Origin of the sequence: Streptomyces sp. NPDC006691 (assembly GCF_042869955.1) — a bacterium.
In the GTDB taxonomy this organism is placed as follows: Bacteria; Actinomycetota; Actinomycetes; order Streptomycetales; family Streptomycetaceae; genus Streptomyces.
The window spans coordinates 78,014-93,863 of record NZ_JBIAGW010000019.1 but is presented as its reverse complement, the minus strand read 5'-3'; the positions used below and the strand labels follow the sequence as shown (position 1 = coordinate 93,863).

Below are 15,850 nucleotides of genomic sequence, written 5' to 3'. Positions count from 1 at the left end.
AATTCGCGACGAACGGTGACGGAGTGCGTGCGTTATGTGATGTGCTGGGGACCGGTCGCGGACAGACCGCGGGCCACAGTCGCATCACTGTTGCCCCGGGGGATCGAGGGAGGGGAGCGACATGGGGGTGGAACGGTCGGAACACATCCGGCGCTGGGAGTCCGGAGCCCTCGCGCACGCCGTCTCGGACCCCTTCGGGCAGGGCCCGCTGCCCTGGCTGCGCGGCAGTGAGACGTACTTCGACGACACCGGGCACGTGGTGCCCTGGTACGTCGACCACGTCCCGGCCACGGAAGGCATCCCCGCCCCGCGCCCCGCCCGGGTCACCGGGCCGCGCACCGCCGACGACGTGCGCCGGCAGATCAAGGGCTTCGCCTCCAGCGGGGCCGTCGCGCCCGGGGAGGCCATCGACTTCCACATCACGGTGGATCCCCCGCAGCAGTTCACCGTCGACGTCTACCGGATCGGTCACTACGGCGGCGACGGGGCCGCGAAGATCGCCACCAGCCCCCGGCTCTCCGGGATCGTCCAGCCGCCCCCGCTGACCGCGGACCGTACGGTCTCCTGTCACCATTGGTGGCAGTCCTGGCGCTACCAGGTGCCCTCGCACGCCTCGATCGGCGCCCATGTCGCCGTCCTGACCACCGCCGACGGCTACCGCTCGCACATCCCGTTCACCGTCCGCGACGACCACCCCGCGGATCTGCTCCTGCTGCTGCCCGACATCACCTGGCAGGCCTACAACCTCTACCCGGAGGACGGCCGCACCGGCGCCAGCCTCTACCACGCCTGGGACGAGGACGGCCGGCTGCTCGGCGAGGAGGACGCGGCGATCACCGTCTCCTTCGACCGGCCGTACGCGGGCGCGGGTCTGCCGCTGCACGTGGGCCACGCCTACGACTTCATCCGCTGGGCCGAGCGTTACGGCTACGACCTCGCCTACGCCGACGCCCGCGATCTGCACGCCGGCCGCGTCGACGCCTCCCGCTACCGCGGCCTGGTCTTCCCCGGCCACGACGAGTACTGGTCGGCCCCCATGCGCCGGGCCGTGGAGCTGGCCCGTGACGGCGGCACCTCACTGGTCTTCCTGTCCGCCAACTCCCTTTACTGGCAAGTGGAGTTGGGCCCGTCCCCGTCCGGCGTTCCGGACCGCCTGCTGACCTGCCGCAAGCGCCGCGGCCCCGGCCGCCCCGCCTTGTGGCGCGAGATCGCCCGGCCCGAGCAGCAGCTCCTGGGCATCCAGTACGCGGGCCGCGTCCCCGAGCCGTACCCCATGGTCGTCCGCAACGCGGACCACTGGCTGTGGGAGGCGACCGGTGCCGGCGACGGCGACGAGATCGACGGCCTGGTCGCGGGCGAGGCCGACCGCTACTACCCGCGCACCGCGCTCCCCGAGCACCAGGACCGCATCCTGCTCGCCCACTCCCCGTACCGGGACAGCGAGCAGCACGTCCGGCACCAGGAGACGTCCCTGTACCGGGCGCCCTCCGGCGCGCTCGTCTTCGCCTCGGGCACCTTCGCCTGGTCCCCGGCGCTCGACCGGCCCGGCCATGTGGACTCCCGCATCCAGCGGGCCACGGCCAATCTCCTCGACCGCATCTGCAAACGGGACTGAGGCCGCCCGCGGGCGAGGCCGCCCGCGAGCCGGCCATGACGCGGGCCACGGGCCGCAGGGGCCCGGGCGGTGCCGCCAGGGACCCGGGCCGACCCAGGAACCCCGGGCCGACCCAGGGATCCGGACCGGCCCAGGGATCCGGACCGGCCCCGGTCCGACCCGTGACGTCGGCTCCCTCGCGCATGCGAGAGAATCGAAACCGCTCCTGGATCAACCTACGCGGAGGAACCGTGTCCGGATTCGTAGAAAAGCCCGAGCCGTTGCAGGTGCCGGGCCTGACCCACCTCCACACGGGCAAGGTGCGTGACCTCTATCGGAACGAGGCGGGCGACCTCGTCATGGTCGCCAGCGACCGGCTGTCCGCGTACGACTGGGTGCTGCCCACCGAGATCCCCGACAAGGGCCGGGTCCTGACCCAGCTCTCGCTGTGGTGGTTCGACCTGCTCGCCGACCTGGTCCCCAACCACGTCATCTCCGGCGAGGTCCCGGCCGGCGCCCCCGCCGACTGGGCGGGCCGCACCCTGGTGTGCAAGTCGCTCGCCATGGTCCCGGTGGAGTGCGTGGCCCGCGGCTATCTCGCGGGCTCCGGCCTGGCCGAGTACAACGAGTCCCGCACGGTGTGCGGCCTCGCGCTGCCCGAGGGGCTGCTGAACGGGTCCGAGCTGCCCGCGCCGATCTTCACGCCCGCCACCAAGGCGGCCGTGGGCGAGCACGACGAGAACGTGAGCTACGAGGAGGTGGCCCGCCAGATCGGCGCGGAGACCGCCGCCCAGCTGCGCCAGGCCACCCTCGCCGTCTACGGCCGGGCCCGTGACATCGCGCGCGAGCAGGGCATCATCCTCGCGGACACCAAGTTCGAGTTCGGGTTCGCGGGCGAGGAGCTCGTCATCGCGGACGAGGTGCTCACCCCGGACTCCTCGCGCTTCTGGCCCGCCGCGACCTGGGAGCCGGGCCGCGACCAGCCCTCCTACGACAAGCAGTACGTCCGCGACTGGCTGACCTCGCCGGACTCCGGCTGGGACCGCAGGAGCGAGCAGCCGCCGCCCGCGCTGCCGCAGCGGGTCGTGGACGCGACGCGGGGCAAGTACATCGAGGCGTACGAGCAGCTCACCGGCACCAGCTGGGCGTAACCGGCGCGGACACGGAGAAGCCCCCCGGTCGAGGACCGGGGGGCTTCTCCGTATGGAGCGAACGACGAGGTTCGAACTCGCGACATCCACCTTGGCAAGGTGGTGCTCTACCAGCTGAGCTACGTTCGCATGCGCCGTGGCGCGGAGACCACTATACCCAACCTCGCTCGCGGGCGAGACGCACCGCCGTATGACGGTTCTCCGCACCCAGCTTCGTGACGGCCGACGAGAGGTAGTTGCGGACCGTTCCCTGGGACAGCGCGGCCCGCTCGGCGATCTCCGCGACGGGCGCCCCGTCGGCCGCGAACCCGAGCACCTCGGCCTCGCGCACGGTCAGCGGGGAGTCCCCGGCGGAGATCGCGTCGGCCGCCAACTCCGGGTCCACATAACGGTTTCCGGCGTGCACCGACCGGATGATCTCGGCGAGCCGCCGGGCGCTCACGGTCTTCGGAACGAAGCCGCGCGCCCCCGCCGCGAGGGCCCGCTTGAGATGGCCGGGGCGCCCGTGACTGGTCACGATCATGGTCCGGCAGGACGGCAGCTCGGCCCGGATCCGTGTGGCCACCATCACACCGTCCGCGCCCGGCATCTCCAGATCCAGGACCGCCACATCGGGCCGGTGGGCCCGGGCCATCGCGAGCGCCTCGGGGCCCGAGGCGGCCTCCGCGACGACCTCAAGATCGTCCTCCAGGCCGAGCAGGGCCGCCAGCGCGCCCCGGATCAGATGCTCGTCGTCGGCGAGCAGCACCCGTACCCGGCTCATCGGGGCACCTCCGCGGTCAGCCGGAACAGGCCGTCGCCCGTCGGGCCCGCCTCCAGGGTGCCGCCGAGCGCCGAGAGCCGCTCGCGCAGGCCGGCCAGGCCCGAGCCCGGGGCGGTGGCCGGCCGCTCCGGCACGCCGTCGTTCTCGACGACCAGCGTCGCGGTGCCGTCGGCGACGGTGAGCCGGATCGCCACACTGCGGGCGTCCCCGTGCCGCAGCACATTGGTGGTGGCCTCGCGCACCACCCAGCCGAGCGCCGACTGCGCCTCGACGGTCAGGCCCTCGGCCGGCCCGCTGTACGCACAGCCGATCCCGGCCGCCTCAAGGACCCCTAGGGCGCCCTCGATCTCGACGCCGAGGTCCGCCTCCCGATAGCCGCGCACCACTTCGCGTACCTCTTTCTGCGACTCCTGGGCGATGCGCTGCACCTCCACCATCTGTGCCTCCGCCTCCGGCCGGCCGCGCTGGGCGAGCTGGACGGCGAGTTCGGCCTTGAGCGCGATGACCGCGAGGTTGCGGCCGAGCACGTCGTGCATGTCCCGCCCGAAGCGCAGCCGCTCCTCGGCGACCGCCAGCCGGGCCTCGGTCTCACGGGCCCGGTCCGACTCCCACATCACCGACAGCGTCCAGGCGCCGCAGCGCGACACCGTCAGGGCCCACGGCCCGCACAGGACGACCGCCACCGCCAGGCCGACCGCGCGCCCCTGCGACACTCCGACGGCCGCGAAGAGCGCCGCGACCGGGATGCCGAGCAGGGCGAACCGCAGCAGGAATCTTCGGCGCGGTACCAGCAGGCAGTACGCCATGCCGAACGGCAGCACGACGTACAGCACGACGAGCATCAGGGTGTCGTCCGGGGTGCCGTGCGCCGCGCGCAGCGCCGCGACCAGGACGAGCGAGAGCCCGCACAGCGCCCCGGTCCCGAGCAGTCCGCGGCGCGGCATCTCGCCACGCCCCAGATAGTGGTCGAGCGCCCGGCGGTGGACCCGGGTGCCCTGGAACGCGGCCGCGGCGCCCGCCCCGATCGTCGCCACGCCGAGCGCCAGCGGCAGTGGTTCGTGCCGGAGCCCGAGCAGGACGAACGGCACGTCCCAGCTGAGGAAGAGGAGCCAGATGCTGAGGTCCCAGATCAGCCGGCTCTGGAACTCGACCTTCTCGACCCTGCTGCGGTCCCGCCACTGCCGCCCGTGCCACTTGTGTATTCGGCCGAACACCCTGCCGCCCCCCCCCGTCTCAGCGCCGCGGCTCCCAGTGGAAGCGCTTGCGCACGACCAGGACCGCGATGAGCGTCCAGACAACCACGACGAGCAGCTCCCGCAGTACGTCCCCGGCCCCGGCACCGCCCGTCCAGCCGCCCCTGATCAGCTGGATCACCGGGGTCAGCGGCAGCACGTCGCACACCGCGGCCACCTTGTCGGGAAGCAGGCCGGTGGGCACGATCAGACCCGATCCGGCGGTGGAGACCAGCATCAGCGGCATGACCGCGATCTGGGCGGCCTCGGCGGTCCTGGTGACGGCGGCGGTCGCGCCGGCGAGCGCGCCCGTCACGGCGATTCCGAGCAGGAGCCCGACGGCCGCGAGCCACCACGCCCGGGGCAGCGGCACGTGCAGCCAGACCGAGCAGCCCACCACGAGCAGCGCCGACTGCGCCAGGGCGATGAGCAGTGCGGGCAGCGCCGCCCCCGCCAGGATCTCCCAGTCGTGCAGCTCGCCGGTGCGCAGCCGCTTCAGGACGAGCTCTTCCCGGCGTACGACGTAGATGCCGACCAGTGGCGAGTACAGGGCGAAGAGCAGGGCGAAGCCGAGCGAGCCGGGCAGCAGCACGGTTCCGGCGTTCAGGCCCTGCTTGCCCAGATCGACGCTGGTGACCGTCCCGTACATGGAGACGGTGAGCATGGCCGGCAGCAGCAGCACGGTGAACAGCGTGGACTTGTTGCGGCCGAGCAGAGTGAGTTCGGCGCGGGCGAGCGCCCTCATGCGGTCGGCGGCGGTCTTCAGGGTCCGTGCGGGCTCCAGCACCGGGCTGCGCACCGCGTCCAGGGTGGTGCTCATCGGACGGCCTCCCTTTCCGTGTTCGCTCCGCGCCGGTCCTGCGCGATCTTCAGGAACGCCTCTTCGAGGGAGGCCGAGCGCACATCGAGCCCCCGCAGCTCGACCCCGCTGTCCCTGGCCCACAACAGCAGCTCGGTGGCGGCGAGTTGGAGCTCCTTGGTCTTCAGGCGGACCGTGCGTCCTGCCGTCTCGTGGCTGGTGACACCGAGCCGGTCGAGCGGCGGCAGGTCGCCCAGGTGGTAGCCGTCGGGCAGGTCGAAGGAGAGGTGCGAGGGCTGGGCCGCGACGACCTCGTCGACCCGGCCGCTCGCCGCGATCCGCCCTTCGTGCAGGATCGCGAGCCGCTCGGCGAGCGCCTCGGCCTCCTCCAGGTAGTGGGTGGTGAGCAGCACGGTGGTGCCGCCGTCGCGCAGCGCGCGCACCAACTCCCAGGTCTCGCGCCGCCCTTCGGCGTCCAGGCCCGTCGTCGGCTCGTCCAGGAAGAGCACCTCGGGCCGCGCGAGCAGCGCGAGCGCCAGGTCCAGCCGGCGTTTCTCGCCGCCGGAGAGCTGCTTGACCCGCACCTGGGACCGCCGGGCCAGGTCGACGAGTTCGAGCGCCTCGGTGACGGGCCGGGCCCCGCTGGTGCAGCCCGCCCACATGCGTACGGTCTCGGCGACGGTCAGTTCGGCGGGGAAGCCGCCCTCCTGGAGCATCACGCCGGTACGGGGGCGCACCGCGCCGCGTTCGGTGTACGGGTCGTGCCCGAGCACCCGGACGCTGCCGCCGCTGGGCGGGGCGAGTCCTTCGAGGAGTTCGACGGTGGAGGTCTTGCCCGCGCCGTTGGTGCCGAGCAGCGCGAAGAGTTCGCCGCGCGCCACGGTGAAGGAGATTCCGGAAACGGCCTCGAAGCCCCCGGCGTAGGTGCGCCGCAGCTCCTCGACCTCGATCACGTTCGCTGTGCCTGCCATGCCTCAAGCGTTCCGCCGCCCGGGCCGCCGGGGCAGTGCGCGCTGTCATCGCCGCACATGACAAATGTCAGGGGAGGAACGGCACTTGGCCGGGTACGGGCATGGCCGGACATACGACCAAGGCCCCGGTTCGATGAACCGGGGCCTTGATGATTCCTGAGCGGACGACGAGATTCGAACTCGCGACCCTCACCTTGGCAAGGTGATGCTCTACCAACTGAGCCACGTCCGCATGCCTCCGACCAGCTCTCACTGGGCGGCGCGGGCACTACTCTACCTGATCCACAACCGTGGTCGGCAGGCAGTGCAGAGCGGGTGACAGGAATTGCACACTGCGCCTCCCCCCTGGAAGGGGGGTGTTCTACTACTGAACTACACCCGCACGCTCCGGTGGACTTGGCTTTTCGGCCTTGCCCCTCGGCGTGCTCCAGACTCTAGCTGATCAGCAGGGGGGGTTTGCAACTCCGGTGCCCGGGGCGGCCGCAGGACCGCCCCGGACCGGAGGTCAGCTCGCCTGGGCGAAGGCCTCGTAGACCTTCTTCGGGATCCGGCCGCGGGCCGGGACGTCCATCTTGTTGGAGCGTGCCCAGGCGCGGACGGCCGCCGGGTCGGGGGCGACGGCGGTGTGCCGGTAGGTCTTCCCGGACTTCGCGTGCTTGCGGCCCGCCGTCACGTAAGGCGCGAGCGCCTTGCGCAGTTTCTTTGCATTGGCGGGATTGAGGTCGATCTCGTAGACCTTTCCGTCCAGGCCGAACGTGACCGTTTCCGCCGCTTCTCCGCCGTCGATGTCATCGGAGAGTGTGACCACTACGCGCTGAGCCACGGATATCGGTTCCTTCCTACGGTCTCGCCACTCCATCGTGTCTGACGTGCGGCGATACCGGCCTTCCGGCTGTTATGGAGCAATGTTGTTTTTGCTGGGATTCCTTTGTACAGCGACAGCCATTGCAATGTGAAGCCCAGCCAATTGCATCAGCGTGTCTCCACGCAATGACTTCGGCGACTTTTTCTCGGGATTTTTCCCACGTGTTGTCGCCGCCGAAACCGGAACGTGATCAGGCCTTAGCTATATCTACCCGCGTAGATTTTCCGGCCGGGTACTGTGGTGGAACCGCCTTCGCACCACACCACACCGGGAGTGCCAGTGGCACGCGTCGTAGTCGACGTCATGCTCAAGCCGGAAATCCTCGACCCGCAGGGACAGGCGGTGCAGCGCGCACTGCCCCGTCTCGGCTTCGAGGGGATCGGCGACGTACGTCAGGGAAAGCGTTTCGAGCTGGAGGTGGAGGGACCGGTCGACGAGGCCGCCCTCGCCCGCATCCACGAGATGGCCGAGACCTTCCTCGCCAACACCGTCATCGAAGACTTCACCGTCAAGGTCGAGGAGCAGTCCAAGTGACTGCACGCATCGGCGTTGTCACCTTCCCCGGCACGCTCGACGACCGGGACAGTCTGCGGGCCGTGCGCATCGCGGGCGCCGAGCCGGTTTCGCTCTGGCACCGCGACAAGGACCTCAAGCAGGTCGACGCCGTCGTCCTGGCCGGCGGGTTCAGCTACGGCGACTACCTGCGGGCCGGGGCCATCTCCCGGTTCTCGCCGGTGATGGAGACGGTCATCGAGCAGGCGAAGGCCGGCCTGCCGGTCCTCGGCATCTGCAACGGCTTCCAGATCCTCACCGAGTCGCACCTGCTGCCCGGCGCCATGCTCCGCAACAACCACCTGCACTTCATCTGCCGCGAGCAGAAGCTGCGGGTGGAGAACGCGGAGACGGCCTGGACCGCCGACTACGAGGCCGGCCAGGAGATCCAGGTTCCGCTCAAGAACATGGACGGCCGCTACGTCGCCGACGAGCGCACCCTGGACGAGCTGGAGGCCGAGGGCCGGGTCGCCTTCCGCTACCTGGACCTGAACCCCAACGGCTCGCTCCGCGACATCGCCGGCATCACCAACGCCGCCGGAAACGTCGTCGGCCTGATGCCGCACCCCGAGCACGCCGTGGAGCCGCTGATCGGTACGGGGCGTACCGACGGCCTCGGATTCTTCACCTCGATCCTGAAGAAGCTGGTCAACGCATGAGCCTCGACACCGTCAAGCACGCCGCCGAGACCCCGGACGTCGAGCAGCCCTGGAAGGAGCTCGGCCTCAAGGAGGACGAGTACGCGCGTATCCGGGAGATCCTCGGCCGCCGCCCGACCGGCGCCGAGCTCGCCATGTACTCCGTCATGTGGTCCGAGCACTGCTCGTACAAGAGCAGCAAGGTCCACCTGAAGCAGTTCGGCGACAAGGTCCCCGAGAACGACGCCATGCTGGTCGGCATCGGGGAGAACGCGGGCGTCGTCGACGTCGGCCAGGGGTACGCGGTCACCTTCAAGGTCGAGTCGCACAACCACCCCAGCTACATCGAGCCCTACCAGGGCGCGGCCACCGGGGTCGGCGGCATCGTCCGCGACATCCTCGCCATGGGCGCCCGCCCGGTCGCGGTCGTGGACCCGCTGCGCTTCGGCGCGGCCGACCACCCCGACACCAAGCGCGTGCTGCCCGGCGTCGTCGCGGGCATCGGCGGCTACGGCAACTGCCTGGGCCTGCCGAACATCGGCGGCGAGGTCGTCTTCGACGCGTGCTACCAGGGCAACCCGCTGGTCAACGCCGGCTGCATCGGCGTGATGAAGCACGAGGACATCCACCTCGCCAAGGCGTCCGGTCCCGGCAACAAGGTCATCCTGTACGGCGCCCGCACCGGCGGCGACGGCATCGGCGGCGTCTCGGTGCTCGCCTCGGAGACCTTCGAGTCGACGGGCCCGGCCAAGCGTCCGGCGGTCCAGGTCGGCGACCCGTTCCAGGAGAAGCTCCTCATCGAGTGCACCCTGGAGATCTTCAAGGAGAAGCTCGTCGCGGGCATCCAGGACCTGGGTGGCGCGGGCCTTTCCTGTGCGACCTCGGAGCTTGCGAGCGCCGGTTCCGGCGGCATGCGGGTCGAGCTGGACACCGTGCCGCTGCGCGACTCCTCGCTCTCGCCCGAGGAAATCCTCATGAGCGAGTCGCAGGAACGCATGTGCGCGGTCGTCGAGCCGCAGCACGTCGACCGCTTCATGGAGATCTGCGAGAAGTGGGACGTCATCGCCACCGTCATCGGTGAGGTGACCGAGGGATCCCAGCTGGAGATCTTCTGGCACGGCGAGCAGATCGTGGACGTGCCCCCGCGCACGGTCGCGCACGAGGGCCCGGTCTACCACCGCCCCTTCGCCCGCCCCTCCTGGCAGGACGCGCTCCAGGCCGACGACGCCGGCAAGCTGGCGCGGCCGCGCTCCGGCGCCGAGCTCAAGGAGCAGGTCCTCCAGCTCGTGAGCTCCCCGAACCAGGCCTCCAAGGCGTGGATCACCGACCAGTACGACCGTTTCGTGCAGGGCAACACGGTGCTCGCGATGCCCGAGGACGCGGGCATGGTCCGGATCGACGAGGAGTCGAACCTGGGCGTGGCCATGGCGACCGACGGCAACGGCCGGTACGCCAAGCTCGACCCGTACACCGGCGCCCAGCTCGCGCTCGCCGAGGCCTACCGCAACGTGGCGGCCTCCGGCGCGAAGCCGCTCGCGATCTCGGACTGCCTCAACTTCGGCTCCCCCGAGGACCCGGACGTGATGTGGCAGTTCGCCGAGGCCACCCGTGGTCTCGCGGACGGCTGCCTCCAGCTCGGCACCCCGGTGACCGGCGGCAACGTCTCCCTCTACAACCAGACGGGCGAGACCGCCATCCACCCGACCCCGGTGGTCGCGGTGCTCGGCGTGATCGACGACGTGAACCGGCGCACCCCGATCGCGTTCGCCCAGGAGGGCCAGCTGCTCTACCTCCTCGGGGACACCCGCGAGGAGTTCGGCGGCTCGGCCTGGTCCCAGGTCGTCCACGACCACCTGGGCGGTCTGCCGCCCCAGGTCGACCTGGAGCGCGAGAAGCTGCTCGGCGAGATCCTCATCTCGGGCTCGCGCGACGGCATGATCGACGCCGCGCACGACCTGTCCGACGGCGGTCTGATCCAGGCGGTGGCCGAGTCCTGCCTCAAGGGCGGCAACGGCGCCCGCCTGGTCGTCCCGGACGGGCTCGACGCGTTCACCTTCCTGTTCTCCGAGTCGGCGGGCCGCGCGATCGTGTCCGTCCCGCGCTCGGAGGAGCTGCGGTTCACCGACATGTGCGGCGCGCGCGGCCTTCCGGCCACCCGGATCGGTGTCGTGGACGGTGAATCCATCGAGATCCAGGGCGAGTTCAGCCTTGACCTCGCGGAACTGCGCACGGCTCACGAGGCGACGATCCCCGCGCTCCTGTCCTAGTACGCGCCAACGCATCGGCCCCGTACCCCAGTTGAGGGGTACGGGGCCGAAGTGCGTTCAGGCACGGGCGAGTTCGGCCTCTGCGGCGTGGTCGGCCACGGGCCGGGTCTCGGCGGGCAGCCGCGCGGCCAGGACCGCGGCGACGGCCATGACCCCGGCCGCGACCAGGAAGACCAGGTCCATCGCCGGGACGAAGCCGCGCACCGCGGTGGCGTGGGCGGCGCCGGTCAGATGGGCGATGGCGCTGGTCGAGCCGCCCGGCACCTTCGCCTCGTACACCCGGCTGAGCAGCGTGCCGAACACGGCGGCGCCGAGCGCGTTCCCCAGCGTCTGGAAGAACCGGATGCTGGTGGTGGCGATGCCCAACTGGTGGGCGGGGGCCGCGTTCTGGACGTACGGGATGAGCTGGCCTATGAGCAGGCCGAACCCGCAGCCCATGACCAGGAGCGCGGCGCGGATCAGCCAGAGCGAGGTGCCGGCGCCGACGGTGGCGAGCAGCGCGAGGCCGAGGGCGGAGGCGATGGTGCCGGTCAGCACGAAGGTCTTCATCCGCCAGCCGCGCTCGGTGAGCCTCCCGGCGCCGAGGCCGACGACGGTCATGCCGATCGCCATGGGGATCAGGTAGAGCCCGGCGGCGGCCGGCCCGATGCCGCGCACCGCCTGGAGGTAGACCATGACGTAGACGAGCGCGCCCATCATCGCGGCGCCGAGCAGCCCCTGGATCGCGAAGCCGTACCGCAGCTGGGGCACCTTGAACAGGGAGAGCGGAAGCACCGGCTCGGCGGCCGTGGCCTGGCGGCGCAGGAAGAGCGCGAGCGTGAGGACGCAGGCGGCGAACAGGCCGATGATCTGGGGCGATGTCCAGGCGTAGTCCTTGCCGCCCCAGCTGGTGGCGAGCAGCAGGCTGCTGGTGAACGCGGCGGCGAGGGCCGCGCCGAGGTAGTCGGTGCGGTGGCGTACGGGGGAGACCGGGAGCTTCAGTACGAGGATCGCGCCGATCAGCGCGGCGATGCCGAGCGGCAGGTTGATGTAGAAGATCCAGCGCCAGTTGGCGTGGTCGGAGAGCGTGCCGCCGATCCAGGGGCCGACCGCCATGCCGGTACCGGCGACGACTCCGCCGACGCCGCTCGCCTTGCCGCTTCCGCCGCCCGGGGTCCTGAGCTGGGCGAGCACCACCATGGTGACGCTCATCAGGCCGCCACCGCCGAGGCCTTGCAGGGCGCGGGCCGCGATGAGTCCGGTCATGGACTGGGCGGCGCCGCACAGCGCGGAGCCGAGCAGGAAGGAGGCGACGGCGCCCACGAACACCTTCTTCGCGCCGAGGCTGTCGCAGAGCTTCCCGTACAGGGGCAGCGCCGCGGCCGAGGCGAGCGCGAACGCGCTGATCAGCCAAGGGATCTTGTCGACTCCATGGACCGGATCGAGATCGCGGGCGATGGGCACGGTCGCCGCCGAGACGATGTTCGTGTCGAGCACGGCCAGCAGGACCGTGGCGATGCAGACGATGAAGCCGATGACGGTCTGGGTCCGGGTCATCAGAGGGGCAGCGGGCTCGGTCGCCGCCGTGGCCGTCGTCGGGGCGGGCGTGGCCGATGCGGTGCTCAGGGTCGTCGTCATGGGCACCACCATGGACTAGAAATTATACCGAGTCAATCTTTCATCCAGGCTTAAATTTCATCCTGGTACAGTGATTCCATGACTGCTGGTGAGGGCCTGCGCGAGCGCAAGAAGCGGGAGACCGGGATGCGGATCTGGCGCACGGCGCTGGATCTGTTCACCGAGCGCGGCTTCGACCATGTCTCCGTCGCCGAGATCGCGGCCGCCGCGGATGTCTCGAAGATGACCGTCTTCAACTATTTCGGCACCAAGGAAGACCTGGTCACCTCGCCGATGATGAACCACGTCGGCGATGTCGTACGGGCCGTGCGCGAGCGCGCCGAAGGCGAGTCGGCGGTGGACGCCGTGCGGCGGCAGTTCCTGGAGATGGTCGAGGCGCGCGACCCCTCGATCGGCCTCAACGACGACCCGCGCTCCCTCCAGGCCCGCCAGCTCATCCAGAACACACCGGTGTTGCTCCAGCGCGCCTCGCTCGCGTTCGGCGAGGCGCAGCGCGAGCTGGCCGAGCTGCTCGCGGCGGAGGGCGGCGATCCGATGCTCGCCGCCGTCGCGGCCGCCCAGCTGACCGGTGCCCGCAACGCGCTGATCAACGAACACCACCGCCGGATCCTCGCCGGGGAGTCCGCCAAGGGGGTCGCCGGCGATGCCGCCGAGCGCACCGAGCGGGCGTTCGCGCAGGTCGAAAACGGCCTCGGGAGCTATCCCGGCCCGCAGTAGGCTCGGCCGCATGCCCCCGGCCAAGAAGCGCACCCGCAGATACGACCCGGCGAAGATCCGGGCCGCCGTCCTCGCCCAGTTCGGCAACGTACGCGACGCGGTCCGTACGCTCACGCCGGAGCAGCTCGCCCGGCCCACCCGGCTCGGGGACTGGAGCGTGCGGGAGCTGGCCGTGCACCACACCATGGCGCTCGGCATGCTGGACCGGTACCTCGCCGGGGCGGAGCCGCTCAGGCAGGAGGTCGCGCTGCTCGACTGGCCTTTCGCCACGGCCGCGAAGGCGGAGCAAGTGGCCGACGGCACAAGGGAGTTGGCGGCCTCGGTCGACGACCTCGACGCGCTGTTCGAGCAGTGCGCCACCCATACCGCGGAGTTGTTCGCGAGCACTCCGGACGAACGCCTGATGCCGACCCGGTTCGGCGCGATGACCTTCGCCGATGTCCTGGTGACCCGGACCGTCGAACTGACCGTCCACACCGACGACTTGAACGACGCGCTGCCCGGACTCGACGTCCCTCACGACCGCCAGGCCCTCGCCGCGTGCACCCGGCTGCTCGCCGACGCGCTCGCCGTGAAGGCACCCGGGGGCTCGGTCGAGGTGCGGATCCCGCCGTACGCGGTCGTCCAGTGCGTGGCGGGCCCCAAGCACACCCGGGGAACCCCGCCCAACGTCGTCGAGACCGACCCGCTCACCTGGATCCGCCTCGCCACCGGTCGCGTCGGCTGGGCCGAGGCGCTGAACGCGGCGGAGGTCGCGGCGAGCGGTGAGCGGGCGGACCTGGCGGCGGTGCTGCCGGTCATGTCATGACCGGCCGAACTCGCGTCATTGCAGGGGCACTTGGGCGTGTCCGGTGATGCTCAGGGGTACGTGAGGAGCGTCGCGTCCGTCTTCTCCCAGGCGGCGCGGAGCCGGGCGAGCCGGGCCGGGTCGTCCGTCGCGCGGTCCGCCTGCTCGCGCCGGTCGGCGGCGAGGTTGAACAGCTGGTCCTTGCCGCTGCGGCCCCGGTAGTACTTCCAGTCCCCGCGCCGCAGGGCCCGCTCCCCGCGCACCCGCCAGAACAGGTCCCGCTCGCCGGGCCGCTCGCCGCGCAGCAGGTACCCGGCGAGGCTGGTGCCGTCGAGGGGATAGGCGGGGTGGGGGCGCGCCCCGGCGAGCTCCAGGAGGGTCGCGGTCCAGTCCGGCGAGAAGTTCGGCACGTGGCTGACCTGGCCGCCGTCGATCCGGGAGGGCCAGCGCACGATGGTGGGGACGCGGATGCCGCCCTCCTGGAGCGAGGCCTTGTTGCCGCTCAGCGGCCAGTTGTAGGAGAAGCGCTCGCCGCCGTTGTCCGAGGCGAAGAACACCAGGGTGTCGCGCTCCCGCCCGGAGCGCCTGAGCGCGTCGAGCACCGTGCCGACCGACCGGTCGAGGTCCTCCACCATCTCGGTGTACTTCTCGACCGAGCCGCCGTCGTAGTGGAACAGCGCGCCCGGCTCCCCGGCCTTGATGCGGCGTACGACCTCGGCGCTCTCCTCGGTGTCGCCGTCGGCGATCCAGGGCCAGTGCGGGGTGGTGAAGTTGAGGTTGAGCAGCCAGGGCCGGTCGTGCTCGCGCCGCACGTACTCGCTCGCCCGCTCGGTCAGGATCCGGGTGTAGTACCGCAGGTCCTTGTACTCGGCGTCGCCCTCGTAGAGGTCGTACTCCCCGGCGAGACCCAGCTTGGAGTAGTACTCCAGGGCGCCGCCGAAGTTCCCGAAGAACTCGTCCCAGCCGGACTTCGTCGGCGAGTAGTCGGGGAGGTAGCCGCAGTGCCACTTGCCGATCAGGGCGGTCGCGTAGCCGGCGCCGCGCAGCAGGGACGCGAGCGTGGGGTGGGTCGGGTCGAGGCCCACGCCGCGGTCCGCGATCGGCTCGGCGAGGCCGCCCTTCGTACGTCCCGGGAAGCGCCCGGTGTACAGGCTGAACCGGGTCGGGGAGCAGGTCGCGGAGCCGGAGTACGCGTCGGTGAACCGCACGCCCTGGCGGGCCAGGCGGTCCAGGTTGGGAGTGCGGATGTGCGGCGCCCCGTACGACGACAGGTCGGCCCAGCCGAGGTCGTCGCCGAGGATGAACAGGATGTTGGGCCGCGCGGAGTGCCGTCCCGGAGCGGCCCGGAACGGCCGCTCCTTCGGGCCGGCGGCGGCTTCGGCTGCTTCGGCTTCGGTGGCGGGCAGGCCGACGGCCGCGGCCGCGGCGGTGGCGCCGACCGCGCCGCCGAAGGCGCGGCGGGACAGTTTCCGGGTGTGCGAGGGCACGGAAGGGCTCCAGAGGAAGAGGTGGGAAAACGGCCCCCGGGGGACGCCAGGACGTCACGGACCAGCCGTCGGGCGGGGCCGAGTCGGCACGGCCCCGGCCCGTGCGGGCGGGGATTCGGGGGGCGGGGTCTGGGGCGTACTTACGCGCAGCGACAGATGGCGCTGGCGACACGGACCAGGTCGACGTGCCGGCGCTCGACGAGCGTGACCGCGAGGTCACTCAGAGGCTGCATGGTGCAGGAGCCTCACGCAGCGCGCACGTCCCTGTCAATGAGCGTCCCGAAGGGCGGGACCGGAGCGGACCGGAGCGAACTCCGTCACACATGACCCGGTCGCAATCCGTCACCGCGAGCAGTCGCAAACACCGCGAACGGATCCGGGGCGCCCCGGCTCACCTGCGGTGATGTCCT

The 15,850-nt window shown here is 71.2% G+C and carries 15 protein-coding genes and 3 tRNA genes; 7 read left to right on the top strand and 11 right to left on the bottom strand.

Translation table 11 applies throughout. The annotated features are described in order from the left end of the window. The first annotated feature begins 121 nt into the window (after positions 1-121). Positions 122-1,615 (top strand): N,N-dimethylformamidase beta subunit family domain-containing protein, encoded by a 1,494-nt coding sequence (locus ACFYNP_RS31105; protein WP_388418980.1) that lies wholly within the window; start codon positions 122-124, stop codon positions 1,613-1,615. Between the two features lie 230 nt (positions 1,616-1,845). Further along, on the top strand, positions 1,846-2,745 hold the full coding sequence (locus tag ACFYNP_RS31100) for a phosphoribosylaminoimidazolesuccinocarboxamide synthase (protein WP_388790161.1): 900 nt from the start codon (positions 1,846-1,848) through the stop codon (positions 2,743-2,745). A gap of 53 nt (positions 2,746-2,798) precedes the next feature. Here the strand turns inward: ACFYNP_RS31100 and ACFYNP_RS31095 are convergent. The 8 genes from ACFYNP_RS31095 to ACFYNP_RS31060 form a co-directional block, all read right to left on the bottom strand. Beyond that, a tRNA-Gly gene (locus ACFYNP_RS31095) sits at positions 2,799-2,874 on the bottom strand. A 22-nt stretch (positions 2,875-2,896) separates the two neighbouring features. Next, on the bottom strand, positions 2,897-3,508 hold the full coding sequence (locus ACFYNP_RS31090; protein WP_388418974.1) for a response regulator transcription factor: 612 nt from the start codon (positions 3,506-3,508) through the stop codon (positions 2,897-2,899). Beyond that, positions 3,505-4,722, bottom strand: a complete 1,218-nt coding sequence (locus ACFYNP_RS31085) for a sensor histidine kinase (protein ID WP_388790159.1) — start codon at positions 4,720-4,722, stop codon at positions 3,505-3,507. Before ACFYNP_RS31085 ends, ACFYNP_RS31090 begins: the two co-directional genes overlap by 4 nt. A gap of 19 nt (positions 4,723-4,741) precedes the next feature. Continuing rightward, on the bottom strand, positions 4,742-5,560 hold the full coding sequence (locus ACFYNP_RS31080) for an ABC transporter permease (protein ID WP_388790156.1): 819 nt from the start codon (positions 5,558-5,560) through the stop codon (positions 4,742-4,744). After that, positions 5,557-6,510, bottom strand: coding sequence for an ABC transporter ATP-binding protein (locus ACFYNP_RS31075; protein ID WP_388790153.1), 954 nt, complete (start codon positions 6,508-6,510; stop codon positions 5,557-5,559). The genes ACFYNP_RS31080 and ACFYNP_RS31075 overlap by 4 nt, the downstream gene beginning before the upstream one ends. Positions 6,511-6,669: 159 nt before the next feature. Further along, positions 6,670-6,742: transfer RNA gene (locus tag ACFYNP_RS31070), tRNA-Gly, on the bottom strand. Positions 6,743-6,820: 78 nt separating this feature from the next. Further along, a tRNA-Gly gene (locus ACFYNP_RS31065) sits at positions 6,821-6,892 on the bottom strand. Positions 6,893-7,015: 123 nt separating this feature from the next. Beyond that, positions 7,016-7,333: an Lsr2 family protein gene (locus ACFYNP_RS31060; protein WP_388418963.1), complete on the bottom strand. Its 318-nt coding sequence runs from the start codon at positions 7,331-7,333 to the stop codon at positions 7,016-7,018. 315 nt (positions 7,334-7,648) lie between these two features. Between ACFYNP_RS31060 and purS the strand changes: the two genes are divergently transcribed. Genes purS through purL form a run of 3 tightly spaced genes read left to right on the top strand, consistent with a single transcriptional unit; the run spans position 7,649 to position 10,832 of the window. Then, a complete protein-coding gene (gene purS / locus ACFYNP_RS31055; RefSeq protein WP_078966365.1) occupies positions 7,649-7,909 on the top strand; it encodes a phosphoribosylformylglycinamidine synthase subunit PurS in 261 nt (86 codons plus the stop codon). Beyond that, positions 7,906-8,586: a phosphoribosylformylglycinamidine synthase subunit PurQ gene (purQ, locus tag ACFYNP_RS31050; RefSeq protein WP_388418959.1), complete on the top strand. Its 681-nt coding sequence runs from the start codon at positions 7,906-7,908 to the stop codon at positions 8,584-8,586. Before purS ends, purQ begins: the two co-directional genes overlap by 4 nt. Beyond that, positions 8,583-10,832 (top strand): phosphoribosylformylglycinamidine synthase subunit PurL, encoded by a 2,250-nt coding sequence (gene purL, locus ACFYNP_RS31045; RefSeq protein WP_388790151.1) that lies wholly within the window; start codon positions 8,583-8,585, stop codon positions 10,830-10,832. The genes purQ and purL overlap by 4 nt, the downstream gene beginning before the upstream one ends. A 57-nt stretch (positions 10,833-10,889) precedes the next feature. Here the strand turns inward: purL and ACFYNP_RS31040 are convergent, their stop codons facing one another. Then, positions 10,890-12,368 (bottom strand): MFS transporter, encoded by a 1,479-nt coding sequence (locus ACFYNP_RS31040; protein ID WP_388790269.1) that lies wholly within the window; start codon positions 12,366-12,368, stop codon positions 10,890-10,892. A gap of 159 nt (positions 12,369-12,527) precedes the next feature. On the opposite strand from ACFYNP_RS31040, the gene ACFYNP_RS31035 reads away from it, so the two are divergent. After that, the gene (locus tag ACFYNP_RS31035; protein ID WP_388418954.1) at positions 12,528-13,166 is read left to right on the top strand and encodes a TetR/AcrR family transcriptional regulator; all 639 of its coding nucleotides are present in this window, start codon (positions 12,528-12,530) and stop codon (positions 13,164-13,166) included. 10 nt (positions 13,167-13,176) lie between these two features. Continuing rightward, positions 13,177-13,974 carry a sterol carrier family protein gene (locus tag ACFYNP_RS31030; protein WP_388790148.1) on the top strand — a complete coding sequence of 266 codons (798 nt, stop codon included), beginning with the start codon at positions 13,177-13,179 and terminating at the stop codon, positions 13,972-13,974. 50 nt (positions 13,975-14,024) lie between these two features. Here the strand turns inward: ACFYNP_RS31030 and ACFYNP_RS31025 are convergent, their stop codons facing one another. Both ACFYNP_RS31025 and ACFYNP_RS31020 read right to left on the bottom strand, forming a co-directional pair. Beyond that, positions 14,025-15,440: a sulfatase gene (locus ACFYNP_RS31025; RefSeq protein WP_388790145.1), complete on the bottom strand. Its 1,416-nt coding sequence runs from the start codon at positions 15,438-15,440 to the stop codon at positions 14,025-14,027. 140 nt (positions 15,441-15,580) lie between these two features. Continuing rightward, positions 15,581-15,673 (bottom strand): putative leader peptide, encoded by a 93-nt coding sequence (locus ACFYNP_RS31020; RefSeq protein WP_324901219.1) that lies wholly within the window; start codon positions 15,671-15,673, stop codon positions 15,581-15,583. Positions 15,674-15,850 lie beyond the last annotated feature (177 nt).

Bases quoted from the DNA above. Each gene is read 5' to 3' on its own strand.
- ACFYNP_RS31090 (WP_388418974.1), bottom strand. From the start codon at position 3,508: ATGAGCCGGGTACGGGTGCTGCTCGCCGACGACGAGCATCTGATCCGG.
- ACFYNP_RS31075 (WP_388790153.1), bottom strand. From the start codon at position 6,510: ATGGCAGGCACAGCGAACGTGATCGAGGTCGAGGAGCTGCGGCGCACC.
- ACFYNP_RS31080 (WP_388790156.1), bottom strand. From the start codon at position 5,560: ATGAGCACCACCCTGGACGCGGTGCGCAGCCCGGTGCTGGAGCCCGCA.
- purL (WP_388790151.1), top strand. From the start codon at position 8,583: ATGAGCCTCGACACCGTCAAGCACGCCGCCGAGACCCCGGACGTCGAG.
- ACFYNP_RS31030 (WP_388790148.1), top strand. From the start codon at position 13,177: ATGCCCCCGGCCAAGAAGCGCACCCGCAGATACGACCCGGCGAAGATC.
- ACFYNP_RS31035 (WP_388418954.1), top strand. From the start codon at position 12,528: ATGACTGCTGGTGAGGGCCTGCGCGAGCGCAAGAAGCGGGAGACCGGG.
- ACFYNP_RS31105 (WP_388418980.1), top strand. From the start codon at position 122: ATGGGGGTGGAACGGTCGGAACACATCCGGCGCTGGGAGTCCGGAGCC.
- ACFYNP_RS31020 (WP_324901219.1), bottom strand. From the start codon at position 15,673: ATGCAGCCTCTGAGTGACCTCGCGGTCACGCTCGTCGAGCGCCGGCAC.
- ACFYNP_RS31040 (WP_388790269.1), bottom strand. From the start codon at position 12,368: ATGACCCGGACCCAGACCGTCATCGGCTTCATCGTCTGCATCGCCACG.